Origin of the sequence: Paenibacillus sp. LHD-117 (assembly GCF_030929555.1) — a bacterium.
In the GTDB taxonomy this organism is placed as follows: Bacteria; Bacillota; Bacilli; order Paenibacillales; family Paenibacillaceae; genus Pristimantibacillus.
Window position 1 is genome coordinate 143646 of the sequence record NZ_JAVFVT010000007.1, and the last position, 24451, is coordinate 168096.

A 24451-nucleotide genomic window follows, 5' to 3' on the forward strand; every position below is an offset into this window, starting at 1 on the left:
TCATGGGGTTGGCATCATGAATCGGACGGTGGCCATCTCATCCAGCTCGTTCTGCTCCTTCAATTGGAGAGCATGCCGGAAGCGATCCCAGGCGTGATCCTTCGCTTTCAGCCAAACCTTCTCGTCCTTCACCTTGTCCGCCAGCTTCGACCTGCTGTGCTCGACCTCGCGCTCGGCTTGCTTCACGTCCAGACGCTTCTTATCGATGCACGTCTGCAAATGGTCGAGATATTGTCCGATCATCCGGACTTCCGATAACGGAATGGCTTGCTGCGCGGATTGCTGAAGTTTCAGCTCCCACTCTTCCTTCGCCTGCTCCAATTCGCGAAGCGAAAGCTCCTGCTCGGAGAGAGCGCCCAGCGCGTTCGACAGCAGCCATTCCGCCTGCGTCTTCTGGCTGGCTTTCAGATCAACTACCTTTTGGAACGAATACCGGAAGGACGCCACTTATCCATTCAACTCCTGTCGAATTGCTCTATCAACCGTTCCTGCGCTTCGCTTAAATTCACCTTTTCGGAAGTCTTTTGTTTCGCGAAAGCGTGAATCGCCCCGATCGATTCGATCGCCATGTCGATTTCTTTGTTGGAACCGATTTGATACGCCCCAATATTAATCAGGTCTTCCGAATCTTTATATATAGCAAGAAGTCGCTTTAATTCGTTCGCTGCATCCTGCTGCTGCTCGGTGACGATTTCCTTCATCACGCGGCTGACGGAAGCAAGCACGTCGATCGCGGGGAAATGACCTTTGTGGGCAAGATGGCGGCTTAACACGATATGGCCGTCCAAGATGCCTCGCACCGCATCGGCGATCGGTTCGTTCATATCGTCGCCGTCTACCAGAACGGTATAGAACGCGGTGATGGAACCGGTAGGTCCCGTACCCGCGCGTTCTAGCAGCTTGGGTAACGCCGCGAAGACGGAAGGCGTGTAGCCCCGGGTTGCCGGCGGCTCGCCTATGGCGAGTCCGACTTCGCGCAGCGCCATCGCGTACCGCGTAACGGAATCCATCATTAACATCACATTCAGTCCGCGGTCCCGGAAATATTCGGCGATCGACGTCGCGATCAAGGCGCCTTTCATCCTTATGAGGGCCGGTTGATCGGAGGTCGCCACGATGACAACGGATCTGGCAAGACCTTCCGGACCCAGATCCTTCTCGATAAACTCCAGCACTTCCCTGCCGCGTTCGCCGATAAGGGCGATGACGTTTACATCGGCTGAAGTGTTGCGCGCGATCATGCCGAGCAGCGTGCTCTTGCCGACCCCAGAACCCGCGAAGATGCCGACGCGTTGACCTTGCCCTACGGTGAGCAGTCCGTCGATCGCCCTGACGCCGATGCTGAGCGGCTTTGTCACCCGCGGCCGATTCAGCGGATTACTAGGTTCATTATGCGTCGAGTAATGCTGCATTCGGCTAGGCAGGAAACTCCCGTCGAGCGGATTGCCGAGGCCGTCCAGCACCTTGCCGAGGAGCTCGGAGCCGACTTGAACAGTCAGCGGCTTGCCGGTTCCCACGACATCGCAGCCGGGGCTGATCGCATGCAGATCGCCAAGCGGCATTAGAATGACTTTGTTGTCTCTAAAGCCTACCACTTCCGCTTTGAGAGGTTTTGCCGATTTGGAAGGATAGATATAACATAGATCGCCAATGCTTGCATCCGGCCCTTCCGATTCTACAGTCAGCCCGATGACTTGGGTAACCTTCCCGTTCACGCGGACTGGATCGATCGGTCTCAAGTGCTCCAGATACTTATGTACGTCAAGCGGCTTATTCGCGATCATCGTGATGGCCTCTCTCCTCGCCGCTCTGATGGGCAAGCTGGATCAACTCCCGCTTGATCTCGGCCAGCTGGGTATCGATCCTGGCGTCGATGCTGCCATAAGCGGAGCGAATGACGCAGCCGCTATCCTTGACCGTTGAATCCGGCAAGATGTGAAGCTCGGCTTGCGAGTCGATCGCCGTATGCAGCTCTTCCCTCGCCGCTTGCAGGAATGCAAGCTGGCCCGGGGCGACGCAGAGCGTAATGACGCCTTGTTCCCTTCTTCGGGAAAGCGACTTGCGAATCAGCTCGACCGCAATTTCTGGAGCGAGCGTCAGCTGCCGGCCGATAATTTTCTCGGCGATCGCGCAGCTTAGTTCGACAAGGAACGGCTCCGCTTCTTGGATGATCTGTTCCCGCATCGCGTAAGCGCCTTTCAGCGCTTCGGCCGCTTCGGCCAGTTTGGCTTCCCAGTCGCGTTGCAGCTGCTGCTCGGCATCCGTGGAACCTTGTGCGAATCCAAGCTCGTAACCTTCCTTGCGGGATTGTTCGAATGCCGCTTCGTCTTCGGCGCGCTTCTGCAGCCACCAGACATCGATCTGGCTCTCGGCATCGGCGATCATCCGGTCGCATTCCTGCGATGTTTCGCGTAGCCGTTCTTCCGCGAACGATTCCGCATCGGACAGAATCTGATCGCGCAACGCGATTGTTTCTTGATCCGGCTCCGGTGGTTGCGGCTCCGCTTGCGCGGATGGGTCGCCGCCGATCGGCGCTGCATACGGATTTGACCATTGCAGTCGTTTCAGTTGTTCTAACGAAATGACGCTGGAGGACTTGATCAAATTAGACAATGATATCATCTCCTCCGCCGCGCGCGATAATAATTTCACCCGACTCTTCTAACCTGCGAATCGTAGCGACGATTCGAGTCTGGGCTTCTTCAACATCACGCAGCCGGACAGGCCCCATAAATTCCATTTCTTCCTTGAACGATTCGGCCATCCGTTTGGACATGTTGCGGAATATCGCCTCGCGGACTTCTTCGCTGGCCACTTTGAGGGCAAGCTGCAGGTCGGCGTTCTCGATATCGCGGATAATGCGTTGGATGGAACGATTGTCGATGTTGACGATATCTTCGAAGACGAACATCCGTTTCTTGATCTCTTCCGCCAGCTCCGGATCTTGAATCTCGAGCGCGTCGAGAATGGTGCGTTCCGTTCCCCGATCTACGCCGTTCAGAATCTGGACGATGGAATCGATGCCGCCGGCGTTCGTGTAATCCTGCGTAACCGTCGCGGACAGCTTCTGTTCCAGTACCCGCTCGACCTGCGAGATGACTTCCGGAGAGGTGCTATCCATGAGCGCGATTCTTCTCGCCACATCCGCTTGTTTGTCTTGCGGAAGCGAGGACAAAATTTGGGACGATTGTTCGGATTGCAGATACGACAATACAAGCGCGATTGTCTGGGAATTTTCGTTCTGGATAAAGTTCAGGATCTGCGTCGGCTCCGCTTTCCTCGCGAAGTCGAACGGCCTTACCTGCAGCGTTGCGGTCAACCGGTTAATGACATCCTGCGCCTTGGCTTCTCCGAGCGCTTTCTCGAGAATGTCCTTCGCGTAACTAATCCCGCCTTGCGAAATATATTCCTGAGCCAGGCAAATTTGGTGAAACTCGCTTAGAATGTTCTCGCGGTCGTTGCTGTCGACCTTGCGTACGTTCGCGATCTCCAGCGTCAGCTGCTCGATCTCGTCGTCCCGCAAATGCTTGAAGATTTGCGCCGATACTTCAGGTCCTAACGTGATAAGCAAAATAGCCGCTTTCTGACGTCCGGTTAATCCTTGCATCATGTTCTTGGACAATGGAGGCACCTCTATTCATCCACAAGCCAGGTGCGAAGAAGGTTGACGAATTCGTCAGGCTTGCGTTTGGCGAGTGTCTCAAGATTTTTGCGAGCTTGGCTTTCGTTGTTGACGCTGTCCAGATCGAGCGTCGGATATTCCACTTTGGTAGACGCCGGCGTCATTTCGACTTCCTCCACCGCCGCCAGTTTCCGTCTGCGGTTCATCATGAAGACTAGGCCGCCGATCACCGCTAGCGCCGCTGCGCCGAGTCCGATCGCCCATGGCGTCGATAACCCGCTGTTCGAAGCTGCAGAAGGATTCTCTGCGAAGTTGCTCGCGATAAGCGATACCTTCTTGCCTATGACGTTGTCGTCGTTCACGTCTTGGCTCGAACCCGCCAGTTGGCTGCGCACGACGGAGGTCAAATAATTCATAATATCCGTTCTGGCGTTTTCGTCATTCAATTGCGAAGCTTCGATGCCGATACTAATAGATAAGTCATCTAATGCGTAAGGAGCAGACTCGATAAATTTTTTAATTCGGTTGTAATCCCAATTGATAATTTGAGAATTCGTTTCCGACGAGTTCGACCCTTGGGAGCCGGCCTCATAGCCCGGAATATCCGTCTCCCCCGTACCGGCCACACCGCCCGCAGGTGACTGCGATCCGGTCGAAATCGAGTTGTTTGTTTCTTCGCTGACTTTGATCCCGTTGTTGTCGTTGTTTTCGAGCGGCTGAACCAAGTTTTCCTCGGTCTCCCACCTCTCGAAATTCATCGAGCTCGTGATGCTCACGACAAGATTGTCCGAGCCGACGATCCGTCCTAGAAACTGTTGAATTTCGTTTTTCAGGCCGGTTTCGTATTTGCTCTGGATTTGGAATTGCATCTCGACCGCATCGGCGTTGCTCGTTGCCGCGCCTTCCGCTTCGGAGGAGATCAGCTCGCCTTGCGCGCTGGAGATCGTAATGTCTTCGATCGCAAGATCCGCGACCGTCGCTTTGACGAGATTGTAGTAACTGTCGATGGCCTTCTGCGAAGGACGGTAGCCTGGCATGAATTGCATCACGATCGCCGCTTTTGCTGTCGGCTCCTCTTCCGTTGTGAGGAACACGCTATCTTCCGGACGGTTAATGAGCACTTTCGTGCTTTCGACGCCTTGAAGGCCGTTCAGCAGCTTCTGTACTTCGCCGTTTAACGCGCTTTGATACTTTACATCGAATACATTTTCGGTATCGCCGAATTGTGTGGAATTAGAGGTAAAGATTTCGAAACCGATCGACCCGTTCTGAACCAAACCTTGCGAACCTACATCGACCTTCACTCTTGATGCAACCGCGCTCGGAACCGAGATGCTAGTGCCATTGTTGTTGAGCTCATAAGGAATGCCGTTGCCATCGAGATAAGCCATGACAGCCGCGGCGTCGGTTGCGTCCATATTTTGAAACGCGAGTTCGTATTCCGTCCTGGTGAACACAATTGTTAACAGAATGACCGTCAACAACAATCCACTAATCGATGCCCCCAACCATAGTTTTTGTTTTTTGCCCATCTGGCCCCAGAACTGCACGAGCCTTTCGCGATAGTGGGCGAATCTCTCGTTCACATTGTCACCTCACCCAAATACTGTGCTAATTAAAAAGTAGGATTAAATTTGCATCCGCATCATTTCCTGGTAAGCTTCCACGACTTTGTTGCGGACCTGTGAGGTTAATTGCAAACTGAGATGCGCTTGCTCCGATGCAAGCAGCACTTGCGTGACATCCACCTTGCCGACCAAATACTGGTCGTTCAGCTCATGCACCTTCTTCTCTTGATTGCTGACGCTTTCGAGCGCCGTTTGCAAATACTGTCCGAAGGATTGCGTAAGCTCCGCCGGAGTGGACTGATCAATCGGTTTGGTCTGAACGATCGTTTTGGCAGGGGCGATAGGCCCAAGCTGCATCGATTGAATCATTATTTTCCCTCCGTTTATGTATTAACGTTAAGCCTTGCCGATCTCAAGCGCCTTGACGAACATGGCTTTTGTCGCATTGATTGCCGTTACGTTAGACTCATAAGCTCGTGAGGCGGAAATCATATCTACCATCTCTTTGGCAACGTCCACGTTAGGCATATGTACATATCCGTTCTCGTCCGCATCCGGGTGCGTAGGATTATAGACGAGTTTGTTAGGCGTATGGTCCTCCTGAATTCGGGCTACCCGAACGCCTGAAACGTTTTCTCCTCCCCCCATTTGCCGAGAGAGAAGCGAAGAGAACGACTGCTGCGTTGGCTCCAGCACGACGAGCTTCCGCTTGTAGGGCTCGAACTTGCCGTTCACGTAACTTCCACGCGTCGTTTCGGCATTGGCGATGTTGGAGGAGATCACGTCCATCCGCATACGCTGGGCGGTTAACGCCGAGGCGCTTATATCAAATCCGTTTGAAAGCTTCACCTAATTAACCCCTCCCTTCAATCCCGGTTCTCATCATTTTCAGATCATGATTAATTTGCTGGATATAAAAGTTATAGCTGAGCTGATTCTTGGCCAACAGGGACATCTCGCGATCGATGTCGACATTATTCTGGTTATTATTCATTGATGTCGAATTGTCACTGATGACTTGAGCCTCCGGGATTCTTGCAGCCCCGGTCCCGATTGAGATATGCCTCGAATCCGTTTTCTTGCCGGAGATACGTCTCAGTCCGTCGCCGGCCATCGATTGCTCGAGCAGCTCCTCGAATAACACCTCGGAACGCTTGAAGTACGGCGTTTCGGCATTGGCGACATTGTTGGAAATAACGCGCTGCCTTGATTCGGCGGCGTAGACGGCCGCTTCCAAGCGCCCAAATGATGCGCCATTCAACAAATTCACTTTACGTTTCACCACTTTCGCTATGAAAATCTTAATTAACGTATTCAACAGATTGCTGCTCATTCCTTCTTTCTTCGACAATTAATTATTAAAAAAATGAGATCAATCTGTCGTTTTTTGCTGATACGAATATCTTCTTTATTTTCCTAAATTATTACAATGAGAAAAAAGCCCTATCTTTAAAAAAAGATAGGGCTTTCCTGTACTTATGGAACTAGGACTACGATTTGATCTTTTTCAGCTCTTGCAGAAGTTGGTGATTAAGGATTCGAATGTAAGTACCCTTCATTCCAAGCGACCTGGTTTCGATGACGCCGGCGCTTTCCAGCTTGCGGAGCGCATTGACGATAACCGAACGGGTAATGCCGACGCGGTCGGCGATTTTGGAAGCGACGAGTAGGCCTTCCTTCCCATCCAGCTCTTCGAAAATATGTTCCACCGCTTCAAGCTCGCTGAAGGACAACGAACCTACCGCGACTGATACGACCGCGCGGCTTCTGACTTCCTGCTCGATTTCGTCGGCGCGCTCGCGCAAAATTTCCATGCCTACGATCGTGGAGCCGTACTCCGCAAGCACCAGGTCGTCGTCGTCGAACGATCCCGACATCCGGGTTAGCACTAGCGTGCCCAAACGATCTCCGCCGCCTGTAATCGGGACCACGGTCATCACTTCTTGGTCTCCAAGCCTAGAGAACGTTTCCAGGATACCCGGATCGAGCGCGACGTTCGTCATGGATTCGGCCGTATCCAGAAATCGAATGTTGCTTTCTTGGGAGAAACGAAGCTCGTCCCCCGACAAGGAACGGATATAATCGTGGTCGTAAATATCGACAGCTGCGCAGCCCAATATTTTGCCTCTGCGGCTGACGACGAAGACATTGCTTTGAATGGTGGAGCAAAGCACTTCAGCCATTTCCCTGAAGTTAAGGGCCTTGCCGGCCGCTCGCTGGAGCAGCCGGTTCAGCGTTCTCGTTTTGTTTAATAAACTCATTTCCAATGTGCCTCCCAGAACTGTAGCGACTACAAAATATATTGGCTCAAATCGCGGTCCTTCGCTATGCCGCCAAGCTTCTCGCGCACGTATTCCGGCGTGATGGTCATCTTGTCGAGCGATAGCTCGGGCGCTTCGAAGCTTAAATCCTCGAGCAGCTTCTCAAGGATCGTATGAAGACGGCGCGCGCCGATATTCTCCATGTTGCGATTCACGTCCGCGGCGATCGAAGCCATCTCCCTTATCGCCTCCGGCGAGAATTCGACTTCGATGCCTTCCGTCTGAAGCAACGCGGTGTATTGCTTGGTCAGTGCGTTCTTCGGCTCCGTCAGTATACTGATGAAGTCGTCCAGGCTGAGCGATGTCAGCTCGACCCGAATCGGGAAACGCCCTTGAAGCTCCGGAATAAGATCCGAAGGTTTCGCGATGTGGAACGCGCCCGCGGCGATGAACAGAACATAATCCGTCTTCACGGGGCCGTACTTGGTCATAACCGTCGAACCCTCGACGATCGGCAGAATGTCTCTCTGAACCCCTTCGCGCGAAACATCGGGTCCGGAGCCTCTGGACGGGCTTGCGATTTTGTCGATTTCGTCGATGAAAATAATGCCGCTCTGCTCCGCGCGCAAGACGGACTCCGTCACGACGTCGTCCATATCGATCAGCTTGTTCGCTTCTTCCTGCGTAAGCGCCTTGCGCGCTTCCTTCACGGGAAGCTTCCGCTTTTTCGGCTTCTTCGGCATTAATTGGCCAAACAGCTCCGACATGTTCATGCCCATGCCTTCCGGACCTTGGCCGTTCGCCAGCATATCCATCATATTCGGCGTCGTATCCTCGACCTCGATCTCGATCAGCTCGTTCTCCAGCTTGCCTGCGGCGAGCTGCTCCCTGATTTGGGAACGTTTCAGCTGCAGCGTCTGATCTTGTTCCTTGTCCTTCTCTTCTTCCTTCTCTTCCTGCCCGCCGCCGAACAACATTTCGAACGGATTTTTGGCCGGCTTCGCTTTCACCGCGCTCGGCGCGAGCAGCAAGACGATTCGTTCGTTGGCTTGTTTCTCGGCCTTCTCGCGCACTTGCTCCGTCTTCTCGGCTTTCACCATGCGGATTGCCGTTTCGACCAAATCGCGGACCATCGACTCCACGTCGCGGCCAACGTAGCCGACCTCCGTGAATTTGGTCGCTTCGAGCTTGACGAACGGCGCTTTCACGAGGCGCGCGAGACGGCGCGCGATCTCGGTTTTGCCGACGCCGGTCGGGCCGATCATCAGAATATTTTTGGGTACGATTTCGTCTCTCAGCGCTTCATCGAGCCGGCTTCTGCGGTATCTGTTGCGCAGCGCGACGGCAACGGAACGTTTCGCATCCTTCTGGCCAACGATGTACTTGTCGAGCTCCGCCACGATCTGGCGCGGCGTCCATGCATCATTCCCCATTCTACTCGCCTCCCGCATTCTTCTAAACGATCTCTTCCACGATAATATTATGATTCGTATAGACGCATATTTCGGCCGCGATTTCGAGCGCAGACCTAGCCATCTCCTTCGCTTCGAGACCCGGCGCGTGGCGCTTGAGCGCCCTTGCGGCCGACAAAGCGAATGTCCCTCCCGAACCGATCGCGAGTATGCCGTCATCCGGCTCGATGATCTCGCCGTTGCCGGAGATGAGCAGCAGGCCCGATTTGTCCATGACGAGCATCATCGCCTCAAGCTTTCGGAGCACTCGGTCCGAACGCCAATCCTTCGCCATTTCGACCGCAGCCCGTTGCAAGTTGCCATGATGCTCTTCCAGCTTCGCTTCGAATTTCTCGAACAAAGTGATCGCATCCGCGACCGAACCCGCGAACCCCGCAACCACTTGTCCTCGGTACAAACGCCTGACTTTCTTCGCCGTATTTTTCATGACCATGCTGTTCCCGAAGGTAATTTGACCATCGCCGGCGATAGCGCCCTTCCCTTCGTGGCGAATCGCGCAGATCGTGGTGGCATGAAATTGCATTTCCATCCTTCCGCCTCCTCATCCATAAGGTGTTATCGTAAACGTTTTAAGCATGCAAAAGCAATTTCCGGAAGTGAAAAAGGTCATTTAGTCTACTCTATGTGAGCAGAGCGTCGAACAGCACGTTTACCGCCCTTACCGTCTGTTAACGGCATTGCTCTAGTCTACTGTACGGCAAGATGCTCCAAATGTTGCATTTTGAACGCTTCTATCGCGTCAAGCGCCCGGTTTGCGATCGCCTCGTTTTTGTCCTTCTTGTTCCGAATTCGCGTTTCCAGCGGCGGGAACAAGCCGAAATTCGCGTTCATCGGCTGAAAATGTTTAAAGTCGGCCGTCGTAATGTAATTCGCCATGCTGCCAAGGGTCGTCTGCTCCGGCAGAACGATCGGCTCGAGCCCGCGCGCCAATCTGCCCGCGTTCACACCCGCGATCAAGCCCGATGCCGCCGATTCGACGTAACCTTCGACTCCGGTCATCTGCCCGGCGAAAAACAGTGTCTCGCTCGACTGCGTCTGGTAGGTCGGCTTGAGCAGCTTCGGCGAATTAATGAACGTATTGCGGTGCATGACTCCGAAACGAACGAATTCGGCGTTCTCCAGTCCCGGAATAAGCGAAAATACGCGTTTCTGTTCGCCCCACTTCAGATGGGTTTGGAAACCAACCATGTTGTACAACGTGCCCGCCGCGTTATCCTGACGCAGCTGAATGACGGCATGCGGCAGCTTGCCCGTATGCGGATTCATCAACCCGACCGGCTTCATGGGACCGAACAGCGCGGTTTGTTTGCCCCGCTTCATCATGACTTCGATCGGCATGCAGCCCTCGAAATAGATTTCTTTCTCGAACTCCTTGAGCTCCGCCGTCTCCGCGCTAATCAAAGCATCGTAGAAGACGTCGAACTCCTTTTCGGTCATCGGACAATTGAGGTAGGCCGCTTCTCCCTTGTCATACCGGGAAGCCAAATAAACCTTGCTCATGTCGATGGAATCCTTCTCGATGATCGGCGCCGCGGCGTCGTAGAAATAGAAGTACTCCTCGCCCAGCAGCTCTTGAATCTGCTTGGACAACGCGGGTGCGGTGAGCGGCCCCGTTGCGATGACGGCAATGCCTTCTCGCGGGATCTCGGTCACTTCCTCGTTCAGCACTTCAATGAGCGGATGCTCGCGCAGCCTGCTCGTTACTTCGCCCGAGAAGCCGTCGCGATCGACCGCGAGCGCGCCTCCCGCGGGTACGGCGTTGTGATCGGCACTGCTGAGGATCAGGGAATTCAACCGGCGCATCTCTTCCTTCAACACGCCTACGGCGTTCGATAAGCCGTTGGCGCGCAAGCTGTTGCTGCATACCAATTCTGCGAATTGATTCGTATGGTGAGCCGGCGTTTGTTTCGCCGGACGCATTTCGTATAGCGTGACGGGCACGCCCTGCGACGCGATCTGCCATGCGGCTTCGCTGCCCGCAAGTCCTGCACCGATGACGGTAACTCTCTGGGACATTCGTAACTTCAATCCTTTCGGCAAAACTTTTTGAAATTTCTGACGTTAATTGGCACACATTGGCTGAGAAAGACATCATCCTCCCCGTGAAGGGAGGACGTGAGTGACGTTCGTCATTCGGTTAAGCCTGCTCTTCCTGATCCTCATCCGGCGCTTCTTCCGAATAGCTGCATGTCGGACATTGCAGCTTCACGCCGGCGCGGCTGCGTTTCTCCACGAGCATGGCGTCGCAATTAGGGCAAGGCTTGCCCGTCGGCTTATCCCAAGAAACGTAATCGCAGCCCGGATACTGGTCGCAGCCGTAGAAAATCCGGCCCTTTTTGCTGCGTCTTTCGATGATTTTACCTTCGCCGCATTTCGGGCAGCTTACGCCAATATCCTTGACGATCGGCTTCGTATTGCGGCAATCCGGGAAACCTGAGCAAGCGAGGAATTTGCCGAACCGACCCATTTTGTACACGAGCGGCTTGCCGCATTTCTCGCAGATCTCGTCGGAAACCTCATCCTGGATCTCGATTTCTTTCATTTCGTCTTCCGCGACCTCCAGCCGCTTCTCGAACGATTCGTAGAAGTTGGCGAGCACCTTCACCCAGTCCACGGTTCCCTCTTCCACATGGTCGAGATTCCCCTCCATGTTCGCCGTGAACTCGGCGTCGAGAATTTCGGGGAAAAATTCTTCCATTAGCTGAATGACGAGTTCGCCGAGCTCCGTCGGCATGAACTTCTTCTCTTCGATCGCGACATAGCCGCGTTTCTGGATCGTTTCCAGCGTCGGCGCGTACGTGCTTGGCCGTCCGATGCCGAGCTCCTCCAGCGTCTTCACAAGCCTTGCTTCCGTATAACGCGGCGGCGGCTGCGTAAAGTGCTGCTTCGGCTCCACCGACTCGGTCTCCAGCCTATCGCCGATCGCAAGCGGAGGAAGGAACTTATGCTCTTCTTCCGTTCCGTCGTCATTGCCTTCGACGTAGACCTTCATGAAGCCGGGGAATTTGATCTTTGAGCCTGTCGCGCGGAATACCGCATCGCCCGATTGCAGGTCGACCGTCATCGTGTCAAGAACGGCGGATGCCATCTGGCTGGACGCGAACCGCTCCCAGACCAGCTTGTATAACCGCAGTTGATCACGCGAGAGGAAAGGCTTCATCGATTCGGGATCGCGATAGATCGACGTTGGACGGATCGCTTCGTGCGCATCCTGCGCGTTGCTGTTTTTCTTCGTGTACACCCGCGGCTGCTCCGGCACGTAATCCGGACCGTATTTCTCGGTGATATATTCCTTCGCCTCGTCTTGCGCGACCGGCGAGATGCGTGTCGAATCCGTTCTCATGTATGTAATGAGACCGACCGTGCCCTCCTTGCCAAGCTCAACGCCTTCGTACAGCTGCTGGGCGACGGACATCGTCTTGGAAGCGCGATAGCCGATCTTGCGTGCCGCTTCTTGCTGCAAGGAGCTTGTAATGAAAGGAGGCGCGGGATTCCGCAGTCTTTCCTTCTCTTTCACTTCCAGGACGGTGAACGATTCGCCTTTCATTGCGGCTAATACTTCTTGTACGTCGGCTTCCTTGCCTAGCTCCCGTTTCTCGCCGTTCACGGAATAATATTTGGATTCGAGCGATACGCCCTTCTGCTTCAGCTTGGCCGTGATGGACCAATACTCCTCGGGCACGAACGCGTCGATTTCGTTATCCCGGTCGATGATGAGCTTCACCGCTACCGATTGTACGCGGCCGGCGGATAATCCCTTCTTCACCTTCTTCCAGAGAAGCGGGCTGATCTTGTAGCCAACCAGACGGTCAAGTATACGGCGCGCCTGCTGGGCGTTGACCAGGTCCATATTGATTTTGCGGGGATGCTTAAACGCATCCTTGACCGCTTGTTTCGTTATTTCATTAAAGACGACCCTGCATGTATCGCCTTCGTTCAGCTCCAGGTAATGGGCCAAATGCCAGGCGATCGCCTCGCCTTCGCGATCGGGGTCGGCCGCCAGATAAACGTTTTTCACTTTTTTGCTGGCGTCCTTCAGTTCTTTCAGCACGCTGCCTTTGCCGCGGATCGTAATATATTTGGGATTAAAGTCGTTCTCGACTTCGACGCCAATCTGGCTCTTCGGCAAATCGCGAATATGGCCCATGGAGGCTTTTACGATAAATTTGCTGCCTAAGTATTTGCCGATCGTTTTGGCTTTGGCCGGGGATTCTACTATGACTAATGAATCAGCCATGCGAGGTGCCTCCTCTCTTTGCGACAAGTTACAGGATCATATATATGGAACCAGGCTGTAGCTCGATTTTCCGTTTTATACATAAATTTAGCAGAAGTGCGTTCAAATGTCCAAACGGAATAGCAGACAGCTCGTGAAGTTCGTCGATCGACATGGGCCGGTCTCTAAGCAGGGCCAGCAGTTTGACCTCTTCGGGCGTGGTCAGTTCGGCAGGCCGATCCTTCCCGGGCTCGTCAATCATCGAAATCTTAGCCCATGGTTTCGCCGCTTCGCGAAGCCATAGCAGCTGTTCGAAAATATCGTCGATACCCGTAAGAATCCTAGCTTTCTCCTCGCGGATCAACGCATTTGGCCCCTCGCTCTTCGGGGATGAATGATGGCCGGGAACCGCGAACAATTCCCTATTCATCTCGAATGCGAATTTCGCCGTAATAAGGGATCCGCTCTTCTGCGCTCCCTCCACGACGACCGTCGCGCAGGCGAGCCCCGCGATGATCCGATTACGCTGATGGAATTGGCCTGGGTGAAGCTTCGTCCCGAGTGGCGTCTCTGATAACAGCAGTCCTCTCTCCGCTATGCTGCGAAATAAGGATTCGTTCTGCGGCGGGTAACAGGTATCGATAGGGGTAGGCAGCACGGCTATCGTGCTCCCAGAGCCGTTCAGAGCCGCCTCGTGCGCTCTGCTGTCGATTCCTCTAGCCAATCCGCTAACGACCGTAATACCGGCTTCTGCGAGCTCCTGAGCGATGTTAGATGCCGTTTGCCTGCCATATGCCGTCGGCATACGCGTGCCAACGATGGCGACCGCAGGGCGTTCCAGCAATTCCAATCGTCCCTTTGCGTACAATACCCACGGCGGCTGGGCGATTTGTCCAAGCACGAACGGGTACGCCTCATCGAAGGGCGTCAACAGGACGGCCCCCGCGTCGGAAGTTCTCGCCTCGGCTCCGGCAGACCTTCCTTCATCTAATGCGGAATGCCATGAGCGATTCCGGAATAGCTCAACCGTTCTGTCCGCCTGATCCTTGCGGAAGCCGGCAGCCAGCAGCTCTTCGCCCGTCCACCGCTCTTTTGCCCAAAGTCTATGCTTCACTGCCCTGTCTATCGCATGCCAACCTATGCCCGGTATCTCGTATAACGCCAGTACCATCGTTCGTATTCGATTCCGTTTATCGTTCATTGACCATAACCCTCTCATGGTTAGGGCAGGTTCACATCCTTATCTATTTTGCTTCACATGGAGGAAGAATGCAAGTCGCCCTTTATTTTTGAGCTTAAGCCGCTTGGGAAAGCAAAAGAAAAAGCAACCTTCAAGACCCAATTGGGCAGAAAGGTTGCTTACCTGTATCGTTAGTTATTCGATTACTTGCGCGTGATGCATTTTTCCAGGAGGCCTTGCTCTTCCAGCACGCTCACGAGCGTGGAGCCCATGTCGGAAGGCGTAGGAGCGACTTTGATTCCGCAAGCTTCAAGCGTTGCGATCTTTTCTGCCGCCGTGCCTTTGCCGCCGGAAATAATGGCGCCAGCATGTCCCATCCGTTTGCCCGGAGGCGCCGTCGCGCCGCCGATGAAGCCGACGACAGGCTTCTTCATGTTCGCCTTGATCCACTCGGCCGCTTCTTCTTCGGCCGTGCCGCCGATTTCGCCGATCATAATAACGGCGTATGTGTCCGGATCATCGTTGAAACGGCTAAGAATATCGATGAACTCGGAACCCTTGACAGGGTCGCCGCCGATGCCGACCGCGGAGGATTGACCGATGCCGCGAGTCGTTAATTGGTGAACCGCTTCGTATGTCAACGTCCCGGAACGGGACACGACGCCTACATGGCCAACTGTGTGGATGTAACCTGGCATGATGCCGATTTTGCACTCGCCCGGCGTGATAACGCCCGGGCAGTTCGGCCCGATCAATACCGTTTTGCTTCCTTCCATGTAACGTTTCACGTTAACCATGTCGAGGACAGGGATGCCCTCCGTGATGCAGATGACGAGATCCAGCTCGGCATCTACCGCTTCCATGATGGAATCGGCAGCGAATGCCGGCGGTACGTAAATAACGGATGCTGTTGCGCCCGTTGCGTTTTTCGCTTCAAGAACCGTATTAAATACCGGCAAAGTAGCCACGGAGCCGTTCTCCAGCGTAATGTCCACGGTTGTTCCGCCTTTGCCAGGCGTTACGCCGCCTACCATTTGCGTGCCGTAGTCAAGTGCGCCTTTTGCGTGGAACATGCCCGTTTTGCCCGTGATGCCTTGAGTGATGACCTTTGTATCCTTATTGACCAAAATACTCAACTTAACTCACATCCCCTGATTGAATTCAATGCTTATCGAGGTTGTTCAAAAAGTCCGCTTCCCATTACGAAGTAACACAAGTGGCCTACTCGACATCGAATCTTGAACTCAGCCGAACCTAAGCTTATGCTTTCGAAGTATGTTTCCTTCGGAAACATTGCAGGTGCTCACGTAGCTCTGCTACGCTCCGCTCCTCAGTTCTAGCTTCTTTCAATATTCTCGGTACTGAAAACCGAACTTTTTGAACTCTAAATTATTGTCAGCCGCTATCGCAGCTTTATTTCACTAGAGCGACAATCTTCTGAGCGCCGTCGGACATGGAATCGGCCGCAACGATGTTCAGGCCGGATTCGTTGAGCAGCTTTTTGCCCAACTCGACGTTCGTGCCTTCGAGGCGTACGACCAGCGGACGGTCCAGACCCAGCTCTCTCGCAGCCGCGATTACGCCTTCCGCGATAACGTCGCACTTCATGATGCCGCCGAAAATATTGACGAAAATGCCTTTGACCTTCTCGTCAGACAGGATGATTTTGAACGCTTCCGTTACTTTCTCTTTGGTAGCGCCGCCCCCTACGTCCAGGAAGTTGGCAGGGTCGCCGCCGTAGTATTTGATAATGTCCATCGTCGCCATCGCCAAACCTGCGCCGTTAACCATGCAGCCGATGTTGCCGTCGAGCGCGATGTAGCTCAGGTCGTATTTGGACGCTTCGATTTCTTTCGCGTCTTCCTCGTCGAGGTCGCGCAGCTCGATGATGTCCTTGTGGCGGTAAAGCGCATTGGAGTCGAAGTTCAGCTTCGCGTCAAGCGCCATGACGTTGCCGTCGCCGGTCACGACAAGCGGGTTGATCTCGGCGATGGAGCAGTCTTTCTCCACGAACGCCGCGTACAGCGCCAGCATAAATTTGACCGCCTTGTTCACCAGCTCGGTCGGGATATTGATCGCGTAAGCCAGCTTGCGGGCTTGGAACGGCTGCATGCCAACCGCAGGATCAATTACTTCTTTGAAGATTTTCTCCGGGGAATGCTCGGCAACTTCCTCGATCTCCGTGCCGCCTTCTTCGGATGCCATCATCGTCACACGGCCCGTGCCGCGGTCGAGTACTACGCCGATATAATATTCCTTCTTGATATCGCAGCCTTGCTCAATCAGAAGGCGTTTTACTTCTTTGCCTTCAGGGCCTGTTTGGTGCGTAACGAGCACCTTGCCCAAAATTTCGCTAGCGTAAGCGCGAACCTCGTCCAGGTTTTTCGCGACTTTAACGCCGCCCGCTTTGCCGCGTCCGCCCGCGTGGATTTGCGCCTTCACGACGACGACTGGCGTTCCGAGCGATTGTGCCGCTTCGACGGCTTCGTCGACGGAGAAAGCCACTTTGCCCTCCGGTACGACTACCCCGTACTGCTTCAGCACCGCTTTGCCTTGATACTCATGGATATTCATTGTTGAAATCCTCCATTTCACAGACTCAAATCAGTCATATGTACACAAACCTTTTTCATTGTAGCATTTTTCTTTGTTGAAAGCGCAAGCTTTTTTGATATGGATATCATCTCAAAATGAGATTAAAGGCAGGCTACGCCAACTAGTATGACCCATTGCTAAAGAATTAATCGCCTTGTCGCTGCAAGGATTGACACGGTTCAGTATAGCGACTATGATGTTAGGTAATTGCTCCGAATCAACGAATTCGTAACGTTGTCCGTTTGATTCTTTTTACTAAAAATATAGATGCGCGAATGTAGGGAAGCACCCCATTGACGGCTCGTTCGATCAGCCTATGGAGGTGCTTTTTTTATGTTCACGATGATTCATAGCTCTAGCGTATTTGGTGTGGAAGGCAAGGGAATTTCGGTCGAGGTCGATCTATGCAACGGCCTGCCTCAGGTCAATGTGGTCGGATTGCCGGATCCGGCGGTACGTGAATCCGTCGAACGCGTGCGGGCTGCGATCAAAAACAGCGGTTTTCAATTCCCGATGGAAAGAATCACGGTCAATTTGGCGCCAGCCGATCTGCGCAAGGAAGGAACTGCCTTCGACCTAGCGATCGCGGCCGGCATTCTAACGGCGAGCGGGCAGCTCGATGGGAATCCGTTCTCAGGCACGCTGCTGATTGGCGAGCTTTCCTTGAACGGCGCGGTACGGCCGGTAACGGGAGTCCTGGCGATGCTGGAGGAAGCCAAGCGCTGCGGCATCCGCCGCGTTCTGCTCCCGCATCCCAACCGGGCGGAGGCGGAATGGATATCCGGGATGGAGCTGTTCGCCATCTCGCATTTGAAGGAACTGAGAGACCCGTCCGATGCCGATTCGGCATGGGACAGGCTGCGCGGCGTGCGGATCGGGGACGGAAGTTTGGATGAAAACCTCAGACGGCGCGAACATGCGGAAGAAGCAGAGGATTACGCGGATATCGTCGGCCAGCATCAAGGGAAACGAGCCATGCTGATCGCAGCTGCTGGGAAACACAATATTTTGCTCAGCGGCCCTCCCGGCACGGGCAAAACGATGATGATCCGGCGGCTGCCTGGCATACTACCCCAGCTTAGCGAGCGAGAAGCGCTTGAAGTGACCAAAATTTACAGTGTGGCAGGAAAGCTTCATGAAGACGCGCGTGGGCTGATGGTTCATCCCCCTTTCCGCGCTCCGCATCACAGCATTTCGACAGGCGGTTTGATTGGCGGCGGATCGGTGCCAAAGCCGGGCGAAGTGACGCTTGCGCATCGGGGCGTCTTATATTTGGACGAGCTCCCCGAGTTTCCAAGGTCGGTGCTGGAATTGCTCCGGCAGCCGCTCGAAGACCGGGTCGTCTCGATCGCCAGGGCAAGAGCGACCGTACATTTCCCGGCGAGCATCTTGCTCGCGGCATCCTATAACCCATGTCCGTGCGGCTATTATGGGCATGAGTACGGAGAGAAACGCTGCACCTGCAGCGCGGCTGCCGTCAGCCGTTATCGCTCCAAGCTGTCCGGCCCGTTGCTCGACCGGATCGACTTGCAGCTCGAAATACCGAGGCCGTTATCCCTTAACCGTTCGCATGATCGGGCGGACGCTACAACGGCGGATCTGCGTCAGCAAGTCCTGGAAGCCCGTTCTAGGCAACACGAACGCAACGCGCCTTACGGTGTCTTGTGCAATAGCGAATTGTCGGGCAGAAGTCTCAGGGAAGCGGCTAAGCTGCGGCCATCAGCCGGCAAACTATTGGAGGATGCGTTCCTCGCGCTCGGAATCAGCATGCGCGCCTACGATCGGTTGTTGAAGCTGGCACGCACGATCGCCGACGTGGAAGGCTCGGATGGCGTTGAGGAGGAGCATGTGGCGGAAGCGATCCAATATCGCAGACTGGATATGCAGCAATCTTAATCGGCAAGCTAGAAAGCGGCTTCGTAATGGGTATACGACTCGATCCCCTCATCCTTGCCGACCGTGATCGCGATCACATCGAATCTGACGCGGACATCGTGAAGGCGATGCTGCTGCAAATAGAGCTGGGCAATTCCCCTGACCTTCGCTTGCTTGCGAAAGTCGACGGATTCCGCGGCCGTGCCGTAACGCGCGCCGCTAGCCACTCCTCGGCTCCTCACTTCGACGAATACAAACGTGTCGCCTTGTCTCGCAACGATATCGATTTCTCCGCTTCGGCAGCGCCAATTGCGGGAGCGAATCTCATAACCCGCTTGCTCCAAACGGCGTCCCGCCTCCGCTTCTCCCAGCTTGCCGATTCGCAACCGTTCACTCGTCATGGCGGTAGTCCCTCGCTATCCGATCCGATTGGTAGACGAAACTTAAAATTTCGGCAACTAGCGTATAGAGCTCCGGAGGGATCTCTTGATCAATATCCAGCTTGGACAACACCTCGACTAATGATGCATCCTCCTGAACGGGAACTCCGCTTTCCTTCGCCTTGTCCAAGATCCTCTCGGCCATAAGCCCCGTTCCTTTGGCGGTGAGTACGGGAGCATGCCGATCCCCCGGCTCGTACTTGAGAGCGACTGCCTTGCGCACCGGCATCCGCTTCCCGGCTTTCGTCCAATCATTGTTCATGCCCGATAATCGACTCCTTTGTAACGAGCGGCCGTGAGCAATGCCGAGCTTGGCGGCGAAGACTGTTTCGTTTTATTCGTTGCGGAAGACGCATCGCTTTGGTACTCTCCATCGCCTTTCGGCATAGGCTTCGTCCGCATCGAGAGCAGCTGGTATCCCATTTGGCTCAGCCTTGCCGACATCTCCTCGCGCGAGCCCTCGATCAGTCCGGCGATAGCCGGATGATCGTTCCACAAATTCAGGCTGACGATCTTGTCAGTGACCTGCACGTCCACGAGCATATCCCCGAGCGAACGCATCGACAGATTGAATAGCAGCCTGCAGTTATCCGCATCAAGCTCTCCCCTGCGCCCCCGTCTTGTTTGAATTTGAACGGATGCCGTTTGTTCCCCGCTTGCGTCCTTGAGCGGTATGAACATCGTAACATGCGTAAATACGGAGTTGTTGCGCTCCGGCGAGAGAAGCAGCTGCTGCCCCGTAATTTGATGGATGAGCTGTTGCGCCGTTTCCTTCACTTGCGGCGGCAGCGCGTCGCTGCCGTTCACAAGGCTCATGAGCGCGCTCTTCAGCGATTCCTGCTGCATTCCGCCGCCGGCTTGCCCCGGGCCGCTAGCCAATCCCGTTCCTTGCCCGGGCTGCGCAAGGTCTTGCCCGGCCGGTCCGTCTTGCGCGATCGCTCCGAGAACTTTCACTGTCGCTCCAGCTCCTTGCTGCTGATCGGGCTTGACGGGAGCGACAAATCCTTCAGCTCCATCCGCGGTTGATGGCATGTCAGCGTCACCTAAAGATCCGTTCGCCGTCAACTTTGATGTTTGTGCCGGCGACAAGGACACGGAAGCCGTTCCCTGCTGCTGAACGGAAGCAGGCGAAGCGGCTAGTTTTGCCGTTGCCGAAGTTTCGGCCTGAACCGACAACCCGGAAACCGTTGCCGTTCTATCACTCGATTTTGTTTGGGGCTCCCCCGAAAGAGGCGGATTCGTCGCTTCGGTTGCCGCCTTCGCTAGCTGCAGCTCATGGTCGACGCCCAGCCACTTCATCATCTGTCCCAGCCAATTCGCAGGCGTTGCCGCGATTCGGACATCCCCCCCCTTTGCTATCGGGGATTGCGCCGGTTCATCTACTCCCGCCGCCTGCGACCGAGCGCTGTCAGTACGCGATCGGCCGCTTGTTGTCTCATCCGAATGAACGCTGTCGGTCCGCGACTGCGAAACCTCACCCGCTCTGGCAGACTGTGGAGTCGTTATCGCTTCATCTAACAGCGATGCTCCCTGCTGTAAAAGCCCGAGCAAGCGCGATGAGGTCTGCCCAGCTCCTTCTTGATTACCATCCGCCGCGCCGCTGGACCCCATTCCCGTCAGCTGCGCCCGCAGCGTATCCAACAGCTCATGCGCCGGCTTGCCGAACATAACTTGCCTCATGGAAGCGATCGTCTCCTGCGTCACCGGCAACCCTCGCTTGAAGGCGGTTGCCGCGGCCGTCATCCATTGCTCAGCATCCGCTCCTTTCGGCATAACGGTCGCTGCCTGCTGGAAGACCGCGGCTGTCGTACGGTTAATGGCAAACCCGTCTTGCCTCAAGCTCTTAATGATCGCGAGTGCCCACTTCTGATCAGGCAAGCCAAGCAGTTTGGCATAATCGCGGAAGGTATCGTCGAGCAGCCCGGAAGCGCTAAGGTCGACAGCCTTCAGCAGCACGAGCGAGCCGTCCGATTCCGGCTGCACCTGTAGCATCGCCGATTGTCCGGGTTGGAGCGCCATCTCCAGCTTCGCCCTTACATGAACACCGTTAATATTCACGATCGCTTCGTTATTGTCCAGCGCCTGCAGCACGACGCCGCGTACGATCTGGCCGACCTTCAGCTCCATCGCCCGGGATTCTCCGCTCGTCGCATCCCCCAGCAAGCCCCTCATCATTTGGCCGATATTCACTAGCAACACTCCTCTGACTGTACATCCGGTTTAGCCGCGCTTGTTACGATATGATTTATATCGGCCTTAAACGGCTTATGGTGAAGGGGCAATCATGGATCGGAGCAATGAAAGCGAATCAAAACTTATACTTTCTTATCATTAAAAAACGCCCGCCAAACCGCTGAATCGCCATGATCGGCCGTTTCCGCGGTTGCGCGAGCGCAACGTTCGTCTCTGATGCCTTTAGATCATAAACTTGCTACTGGGCTGCCAACAAAACGTCCTCTCCCAGTAGCTTCCTAAGGAACGTGCGCCGGTGAAGTTCGCTTGGGCCGTGCTCGAGCAGCATCTCGCGATGCAGCTTTGTCGCGTAGCCTTTGTGAATCGCGATGCCGTACGCCGGATACTTCTCTTCCCAATCCGTGAGGCAAAGTCTGTCCCTCGTCACCTTCGCCATGATGGATGCCGCGGCAATCGACTGGCTGTTCGCGTCTCCTTTTATAATCGACTCCTGAGGCAAGTTCACATCCACGACTTCCGCGTCCACCAGTATGTAATCGGCCGGTATCGCCAGCGCTTCGACCGCCATCTTCATGGCAAGTCTCGAGGCTTGCTTAATGTTTAGCCTGTCGATCGTCGACGCGTCGACTCTGGCAACCGACCAAGCGACGCTTTTCTCCGCGATGATGTCGTATAAGAGATCACGTTTCTTCTCCGACAGCTTCTTGGAATCGTCAATTCCTTCAATGACGAGCTGCGGAGGCAAAATGACCGCTCCCGCGACCACGTCGCCGAACAAACAACCGCGCCCGACCTCGTCCACGCCGGCAATCGCGGAGTAACCGTTTCCCCATGCTTGTTGCTCGTAATGCAGCATGCCGCAACTTCCCCCGTTTCCCCAAACTCCCATGTTCATCGCTTGTCCAGATCTCGATCGGTCGAGTTAACTTCTCGGTTCCCTTGACGGCATATCGTCATAAGGCGCTTCAAGCGTGATGCGCCCAAGCTTGCCTGCCCGCAAATCGCGCAAGATGATCCCTGAGGTTTTCTCCAGGTCCACTCGTCCCCCGCCCATCAAGCAGCCGCGTTTCCTTCCGATATCCTCCATGACCCGAACGATCTCTTCATTATCCTCGATATCCGCCGGAGGTTTCTCCAGGCCGTATCGTTCTTCCATAATCGGCCAATAACGGCCGACTAGCTCGCGAACGGCAAAAAAGGCGATGTCGTCCACGTTTAGTATTTGTTCCTTAATCGCTCCGGTCATCGCAAGCCTGTACCCGACGAGCTGGTCCTCGAACTTCGGCCATAGAATGCCCGGCGTGTCCAGCAATTCCATCTCGGTGCCGATTTTGATCCATTGCTGGCCTTTCGTCACGCCCGGCTTATCTCCCGTCGCCGCGATGTTACGACCGGCGAGCCGATTGATGAGCGTCGATTTGCCGACGTTCGGAATGCCGACGATCAATCCTCGAACCGCGCGCGGATTCATTCCTTTTGCGATTTGCCTGGCGATCTTCTCATGAAGGATTTGCTTCGCTTTCGCCGGAATCTCGTTCACCCTCGTGCCCGTCTGCGAGTCGACGGATACGCATTCATGCCCTTCATGGGCGAAATACGCCATCCACTGCTCCGTCGCGCGCGGGTCGGCAAGGTCTGACTTATTCAAGACGATCAGTCTTGGTTTCCCTTGCAAAATATCGTCCACCATCGGATTTCGGCTTGATAGCGGAACCCTGGCATCTAGCAATTCGATCGCGATGTCGATCAGCTTTAATTTATCTTGAATCTGCCGTTTGGCGCGGGTCATATGACCCGGAAACCATTGAATGGTCATGCTGTCACCTCAGTTGCTTCCCGATTGCTTAGTAGTTATGCTTAATAAACTCGATTTTGTTCAGCGGCCAGAAAATCACGTCGGCCCTGCCTACGATCTCGTCGTCCTTGACGAAACCGATCATCCGGCTGTCCGTGCTGTTGCTCCGATTGTCGCCCATCGCGAAGATCGTATCCTCCGGCACCGTCATTTCGGTAACCGTGTCGTTCGGGAAGTTGTATCTTGGCCCGTCGCCGTTGTACATGCCGCCTTCGGCCCTGGCCGCCGCGATCGCTTCGGCGATATACGGCTCCTCGACCTTCTCGTCGTTGATGTAAAGATCGTCGCCTTCCACCCTGATTTTGTCGCCGGGCACGCCGATGACGCGCTTAATGAATTTGCGGCCTTGTTCCGGCACGTCGAATACGACGACTTCGCCGAACTTCGGCTCTCTGATCGAATACAAAATTTTATTTACGATAAGTCGTTCGCCAGTCTCGAAGTTCGGCTGCATCGACGGCCCGTCCACGATAAACGGCTCGAACAAGAACATGCGAATAATAAACACGAGCACGACGGCAATGACAAGCGCTTTGATCCACTCGACGATTTCTTTGGACGCGCCGCTATTTTTGGCTGCTCCCGCACCATGCCTCGCCGAACGGCCTTGTATCGTCTCAGGGGCGGAAACGCGCTCGTCTTGCGAACCGGCCGTTTCCGACTCCTTGTTCCCATCGTCATTGCGATATTGCGAATCCATCAGCTCAGCCTTCTTTCGTCCCTGGTATTATGTATGGATCTTCGTGGAAAACGAAAAGGAGCTTGTTTGCGCAAGCCCCTCTTGTCGTTTCATCTTAACGAATTTCTTTAATTCTAGCAGCTTTACCACGCAGTTCGCGAAGGTAGTACAGCTTAGCGCGACGCACTTTACCGCGACGTGCTACGTCGATCTTGTCGATCTTAGGCGAATGAAGCGGGAACGTTCTCTCCACGCCTACGCCGTAAGAGATCTTACGAACCGTGAAGGTCTCGCTGATTCCGCCGCCGCGACGTTTGATTACGACGCCTTCGAACAACTGGATACGCTCGCGCGAACCCTCGATAACCTTAACATGCACCTTCAGCGTGTCGCCTGGGCGAAAGTTAGGAAGATCTTTACGCAATTGCTCTTGTGTAATTGCTTGTACGATATTCATTGAGTTCACTCCTTCCACCATAGACGTTCATGTAAGCT

General features: G+C 54.6%; 24 protein-coding genes. 1 reads left to right on the plus strand and 23 read right to left on the minus strand.

Going from position 1 to position 24451, the window contains the following annotated elements; translation table 11 throughout:
- The 16 genes from fliJ to sucC form a co-directional block, all read right to left on the minus strand.
- Positions 1-447: a flagellar export protein FliJ gene (fliJ, locus tag RB620_RS07355; RefSeq protein WP_308093120.1), complete on the minus strand. Its 447-nt coding sequence runs from the start codon at positions 445-447 to the stop codon at positions 1-3.
- Positions 448-455: 8 nt separating this feature from the next.
- Entirely contained in the window at positions 456-1784 is a 1329-nt protein-coding gene (gene fliI, locus RB620_RS07360; RefSeq protein WP_308093237.1) for a flagellar protein export ATPase FliI, read from the minus strand.
- Positions 1771-2613 carry a FliH/SctL family protein gene (locus RB620_RS07365; protein ID WP_308093121.1) on the minus strand — a complete coding sequence of 281 codons (843 nt, stop codon included), beginning with the start codon at positions 2611-2613 and terminating at the stop codon, positions 1771-1773. The genes fliI and RB620_RS07365 overlap by 14 nt, the downstream gene beginning before the upstream one ends.
- Positions 2606-3610 carry a flagellar motor switch protein FliG gene (gene fliG / locus RB620_RS07370; RefSeq protein ID WP_308093239.1) on the minus strand — a complete coding sequence of 335 codons (1005 nt, stop codon included), beginning with the start codon at positions 3608-3610 and terminating at the stop codon, positions 2606-2608. The genes RB620_RS07365 and fliG overlap by 8 nt, the downstream gene beginning before the upstream one ends.
- A gap of 23 nt (positions 3611-3633) precedes the next feature.
- Complete coding sequence (gene fliF / locus RB620_RS07375) at positions 3634-5208, minus strand: flagellar basal-body MS-ring/collar protein FliF (protein WP_308093122.1); 1575 nt, start codon at positions 5206-5208, stop codon at positions 3634-3636.
- A gap of 42 nt (positions 5209-5250) precedes the next feature.
- A complete protein-coding gene (fliE, locus tag RB620_RS07380; RefSeq protein WP_308093123.1) occupies positions 5251-5559 on the minus strand; it encodes a flagellar hook-basal body complex protein FliE in 309 nt (102 codons plus the stop codon).
- 27 nt (positions 5560-5586) lie between these two features.
- Positions 5587-6039 carry a flagellar basal body rod protein FlgC gene (gene flgC, locus RB620_RS07385; protein ID WP_308093124.1) on the minus strand — a complete coding sequence of 151 codons (453 nt, stop codon included), beginning with the start codon at positions 6037-6039 and terminating at the stop codon, positions 5587-5589.
- Positions 6040-6043: 4 nt separating this feature from the next.
- Complete coding sequence (gene flgB, locus RB620_RS07390; protein WP_308093241.1) at positions 6044-6460, minus strand: flagellar basal body rod protein FlgB; 417 nt, start codon at positions 6458-6460, stop codon at positions 6044-6046.
- A 220-nt stretch (positions 6461-6680) separates the two neighbouring features.
- Positions 6681-7451, minus strand: a complete 771-nt coding sequence (codY, locus tag RB620_RS07395; protein WP_308093125.1) for a GTP-sensing pleiotropic transcriptional regulator CodY — start codon at positions 7449-7451, stop codon at positions 6681-6683.
- Positions 7452-7480: 29 nt separating this feature from the next.
- On the minus strand, positions 7481-8884 hold the full coding sequence (gene hslU / locus RB620_RS07400; RefSeq protein ID WP_308093126.1) for an ATP-dependent protease ATPase subunit HslU: 1404 nt from the start codon (positions 8882-8884) through the stop codon (positions 7481-7483).
- 22 nt (positions 8885-8906) lie between these two features.
- Entirely contained in the window at positions 8907-9452 is a 546-nt protein-coding gene (gene hslV / locus RB620_RS07405) for an ATP-dependent protease subunit HslV (RefSeq protein ID WP_308093128.1), read from the minus strand.
- 158 nt (positions 9453-9610) lie between these two features.
- On the minus strand, positions 9611-10939 hold the full coding sequence (gene trmFO, locus RB620_RS07410; RefSeq protein WP_308093129.1) for an FADH(2)-oxidizing methylenetetrahydrofolate--tRNA-(uracil(54)-C(5))-methyltransferase TrmFO: 1329 nt from the start codon (positions 10937-10939) through the stop codon (positions 9611-9613).
- 121 nt (positions 10940-11060) lie between these two features.
- Positions 11061-13160 (minus strand): type I DNA topoisomerase, encoded by a 2100-nt coding sequence (gene topA, locus RB620_RS07415; protein ID WP_308093130.1) that lies wholly within the window; start codon positions 13158-13160, stop codon positions 11061-11063.
- A gap of 28 nt (positions 13161-13188) precedes the next feature.
- On the minus strand, positions 13189-14340 hold the full coding sequence (gene dprA, locus RB620_RS07420; protein ID WP_308093131.1) for a DNA-processing protein DprA: 1152 nt from the start codon (positions 14338-14340) through the stop codon (positions 13189-13191).
- Between the two features lie 182 nt (positions 14341-14522).
- The gene (gene sucD, locus RB620_RS07425; RefSeq protein ID WP_308093132.1) at positions 14523-15455 is read right to left on the minus strand and encodes a succinate--CoA ligase subunit alpha; all 933 of its coding nucleotides are present in this window, start codon (positions 15453-15455) and stop codon (positions 14523-14525) included.
- A gap of 277 nt (positions 15456-15732) precedes the next feature.
- Positions 15733-16893: an ADP-forming succinate--CoA ligase subunit beta gene (gene sucC, locus RB620_RS07430; protein ID WP_308093133.1), complete on the minus strand. Its 1161-nt coding sequence runs from the start codon at positions 16891-16893 to the stop codon at positions 15733-15735.
- A 354-nt stretch (positions 16894-17247) separates the two neighbouring features.
- Here sucC and RB620_RS07435 point away from each other — a divergent pair, with 354 nt between their 5' ends.
- Positions 17248-18810, plus strand: coding sequence for a YifB family Mg chelatase-like AAA ATPase (locus RB620_RS07435; protein ID WP_308093135.1), 1563 nt, complete (start codon positions 17248-17250; stop codon positions 18808-18810).
- Positions 18811-18818: 8 nt separating this feature from the next.
- Here RB620_RS07435 and RB620_RS07440 read toward each other — a convergent pair whose 3' ends face one another.
- The 7 genes from RB620_RS07440 to rplS form a co-directional block, all read right to left on the minus strand.
- Positions 18819-19190: a YraN family protein gene (locus tag RB620_RS07440; RefSeq protein ID WP_308093136.1), complete on the minus strand. Its 372-nt coding sequence runs from the start codon at positions 19188-19190 to the stop codon at positions 18819-18821.
- Complete coding sequence (locus RB620_RS07445; protein WP_308093137.1) at positions 19180-19491, minus strand: EscU/YscU/HrcU family type III secretion system export apparatus switch protein; 312 nt, start codon at positions 19489-19491, stop codon at positions 19180-19182. Before RB620_RS07445 ends, RB620_RS07440 begins: the two co-directional genes overlap by 11 nt.
- Complete coding sequence (gene fliK, locus RB620_RS07450; protein WP_308093139.1) at positions 19488-21419, minus strand: flagellar hook-length control protein FliK; 1932 nt, start codon at positions 21417-21419, stop codon at positions 19488-19490. Before fliK ends, RB620_RS07445 begins: the two co-directional genes overlap by 4 nt.
- Before the next feature lie 241 nt (positions 21420-21660).
- Positions 21661-22278, minus strand: coding sequence for a ribonuclease HII (locus RB620_RS07455; protein WP_308093141.1), 618 nt, complete (start codon positions 22276-22278; stop codon positions 21661-21663).
- Positions 22279-22344: 66 nt separating this feature from the next.
- Positions 22345-23238: a ribosome biogenesis GTPase YlqF gene (gene ylqF / locus RB620_RS07460; RefSeq protein WP_308093143.1), complete on the minus strand. Its 894-nt coding sequence runs from the start codon at positions 23236-23238 to the stop codon at positions 22345-22347.
- A gap of 28 nt (positions 23239-23266) precedes the next feature.
- A complete protein-coding gene (gene lepB / locus RB620_RS07465) occupies positions 23267-23977 on the minus strand; it encodes a signal peptidase I (RefSeq protein ID WP_308093145.1) in 711 nt (236 codons plus the stop codon).
- 94 nt (positions 23978-24071) lie between these two features.
- On the minus strand, positions 24072-24413 hold the full coding sequence (gene rplS, locus RB620_RS07470) for a 50S ribosomal protein L19 (RefSeq protein ID WP_308093146.1): 342 nt from the start codon (positions 24411-24413) through the stop codon (positions 24072-24074).
- Between the last annotated feature and the right edge of the window lie 38 nt (positions 24414-24451).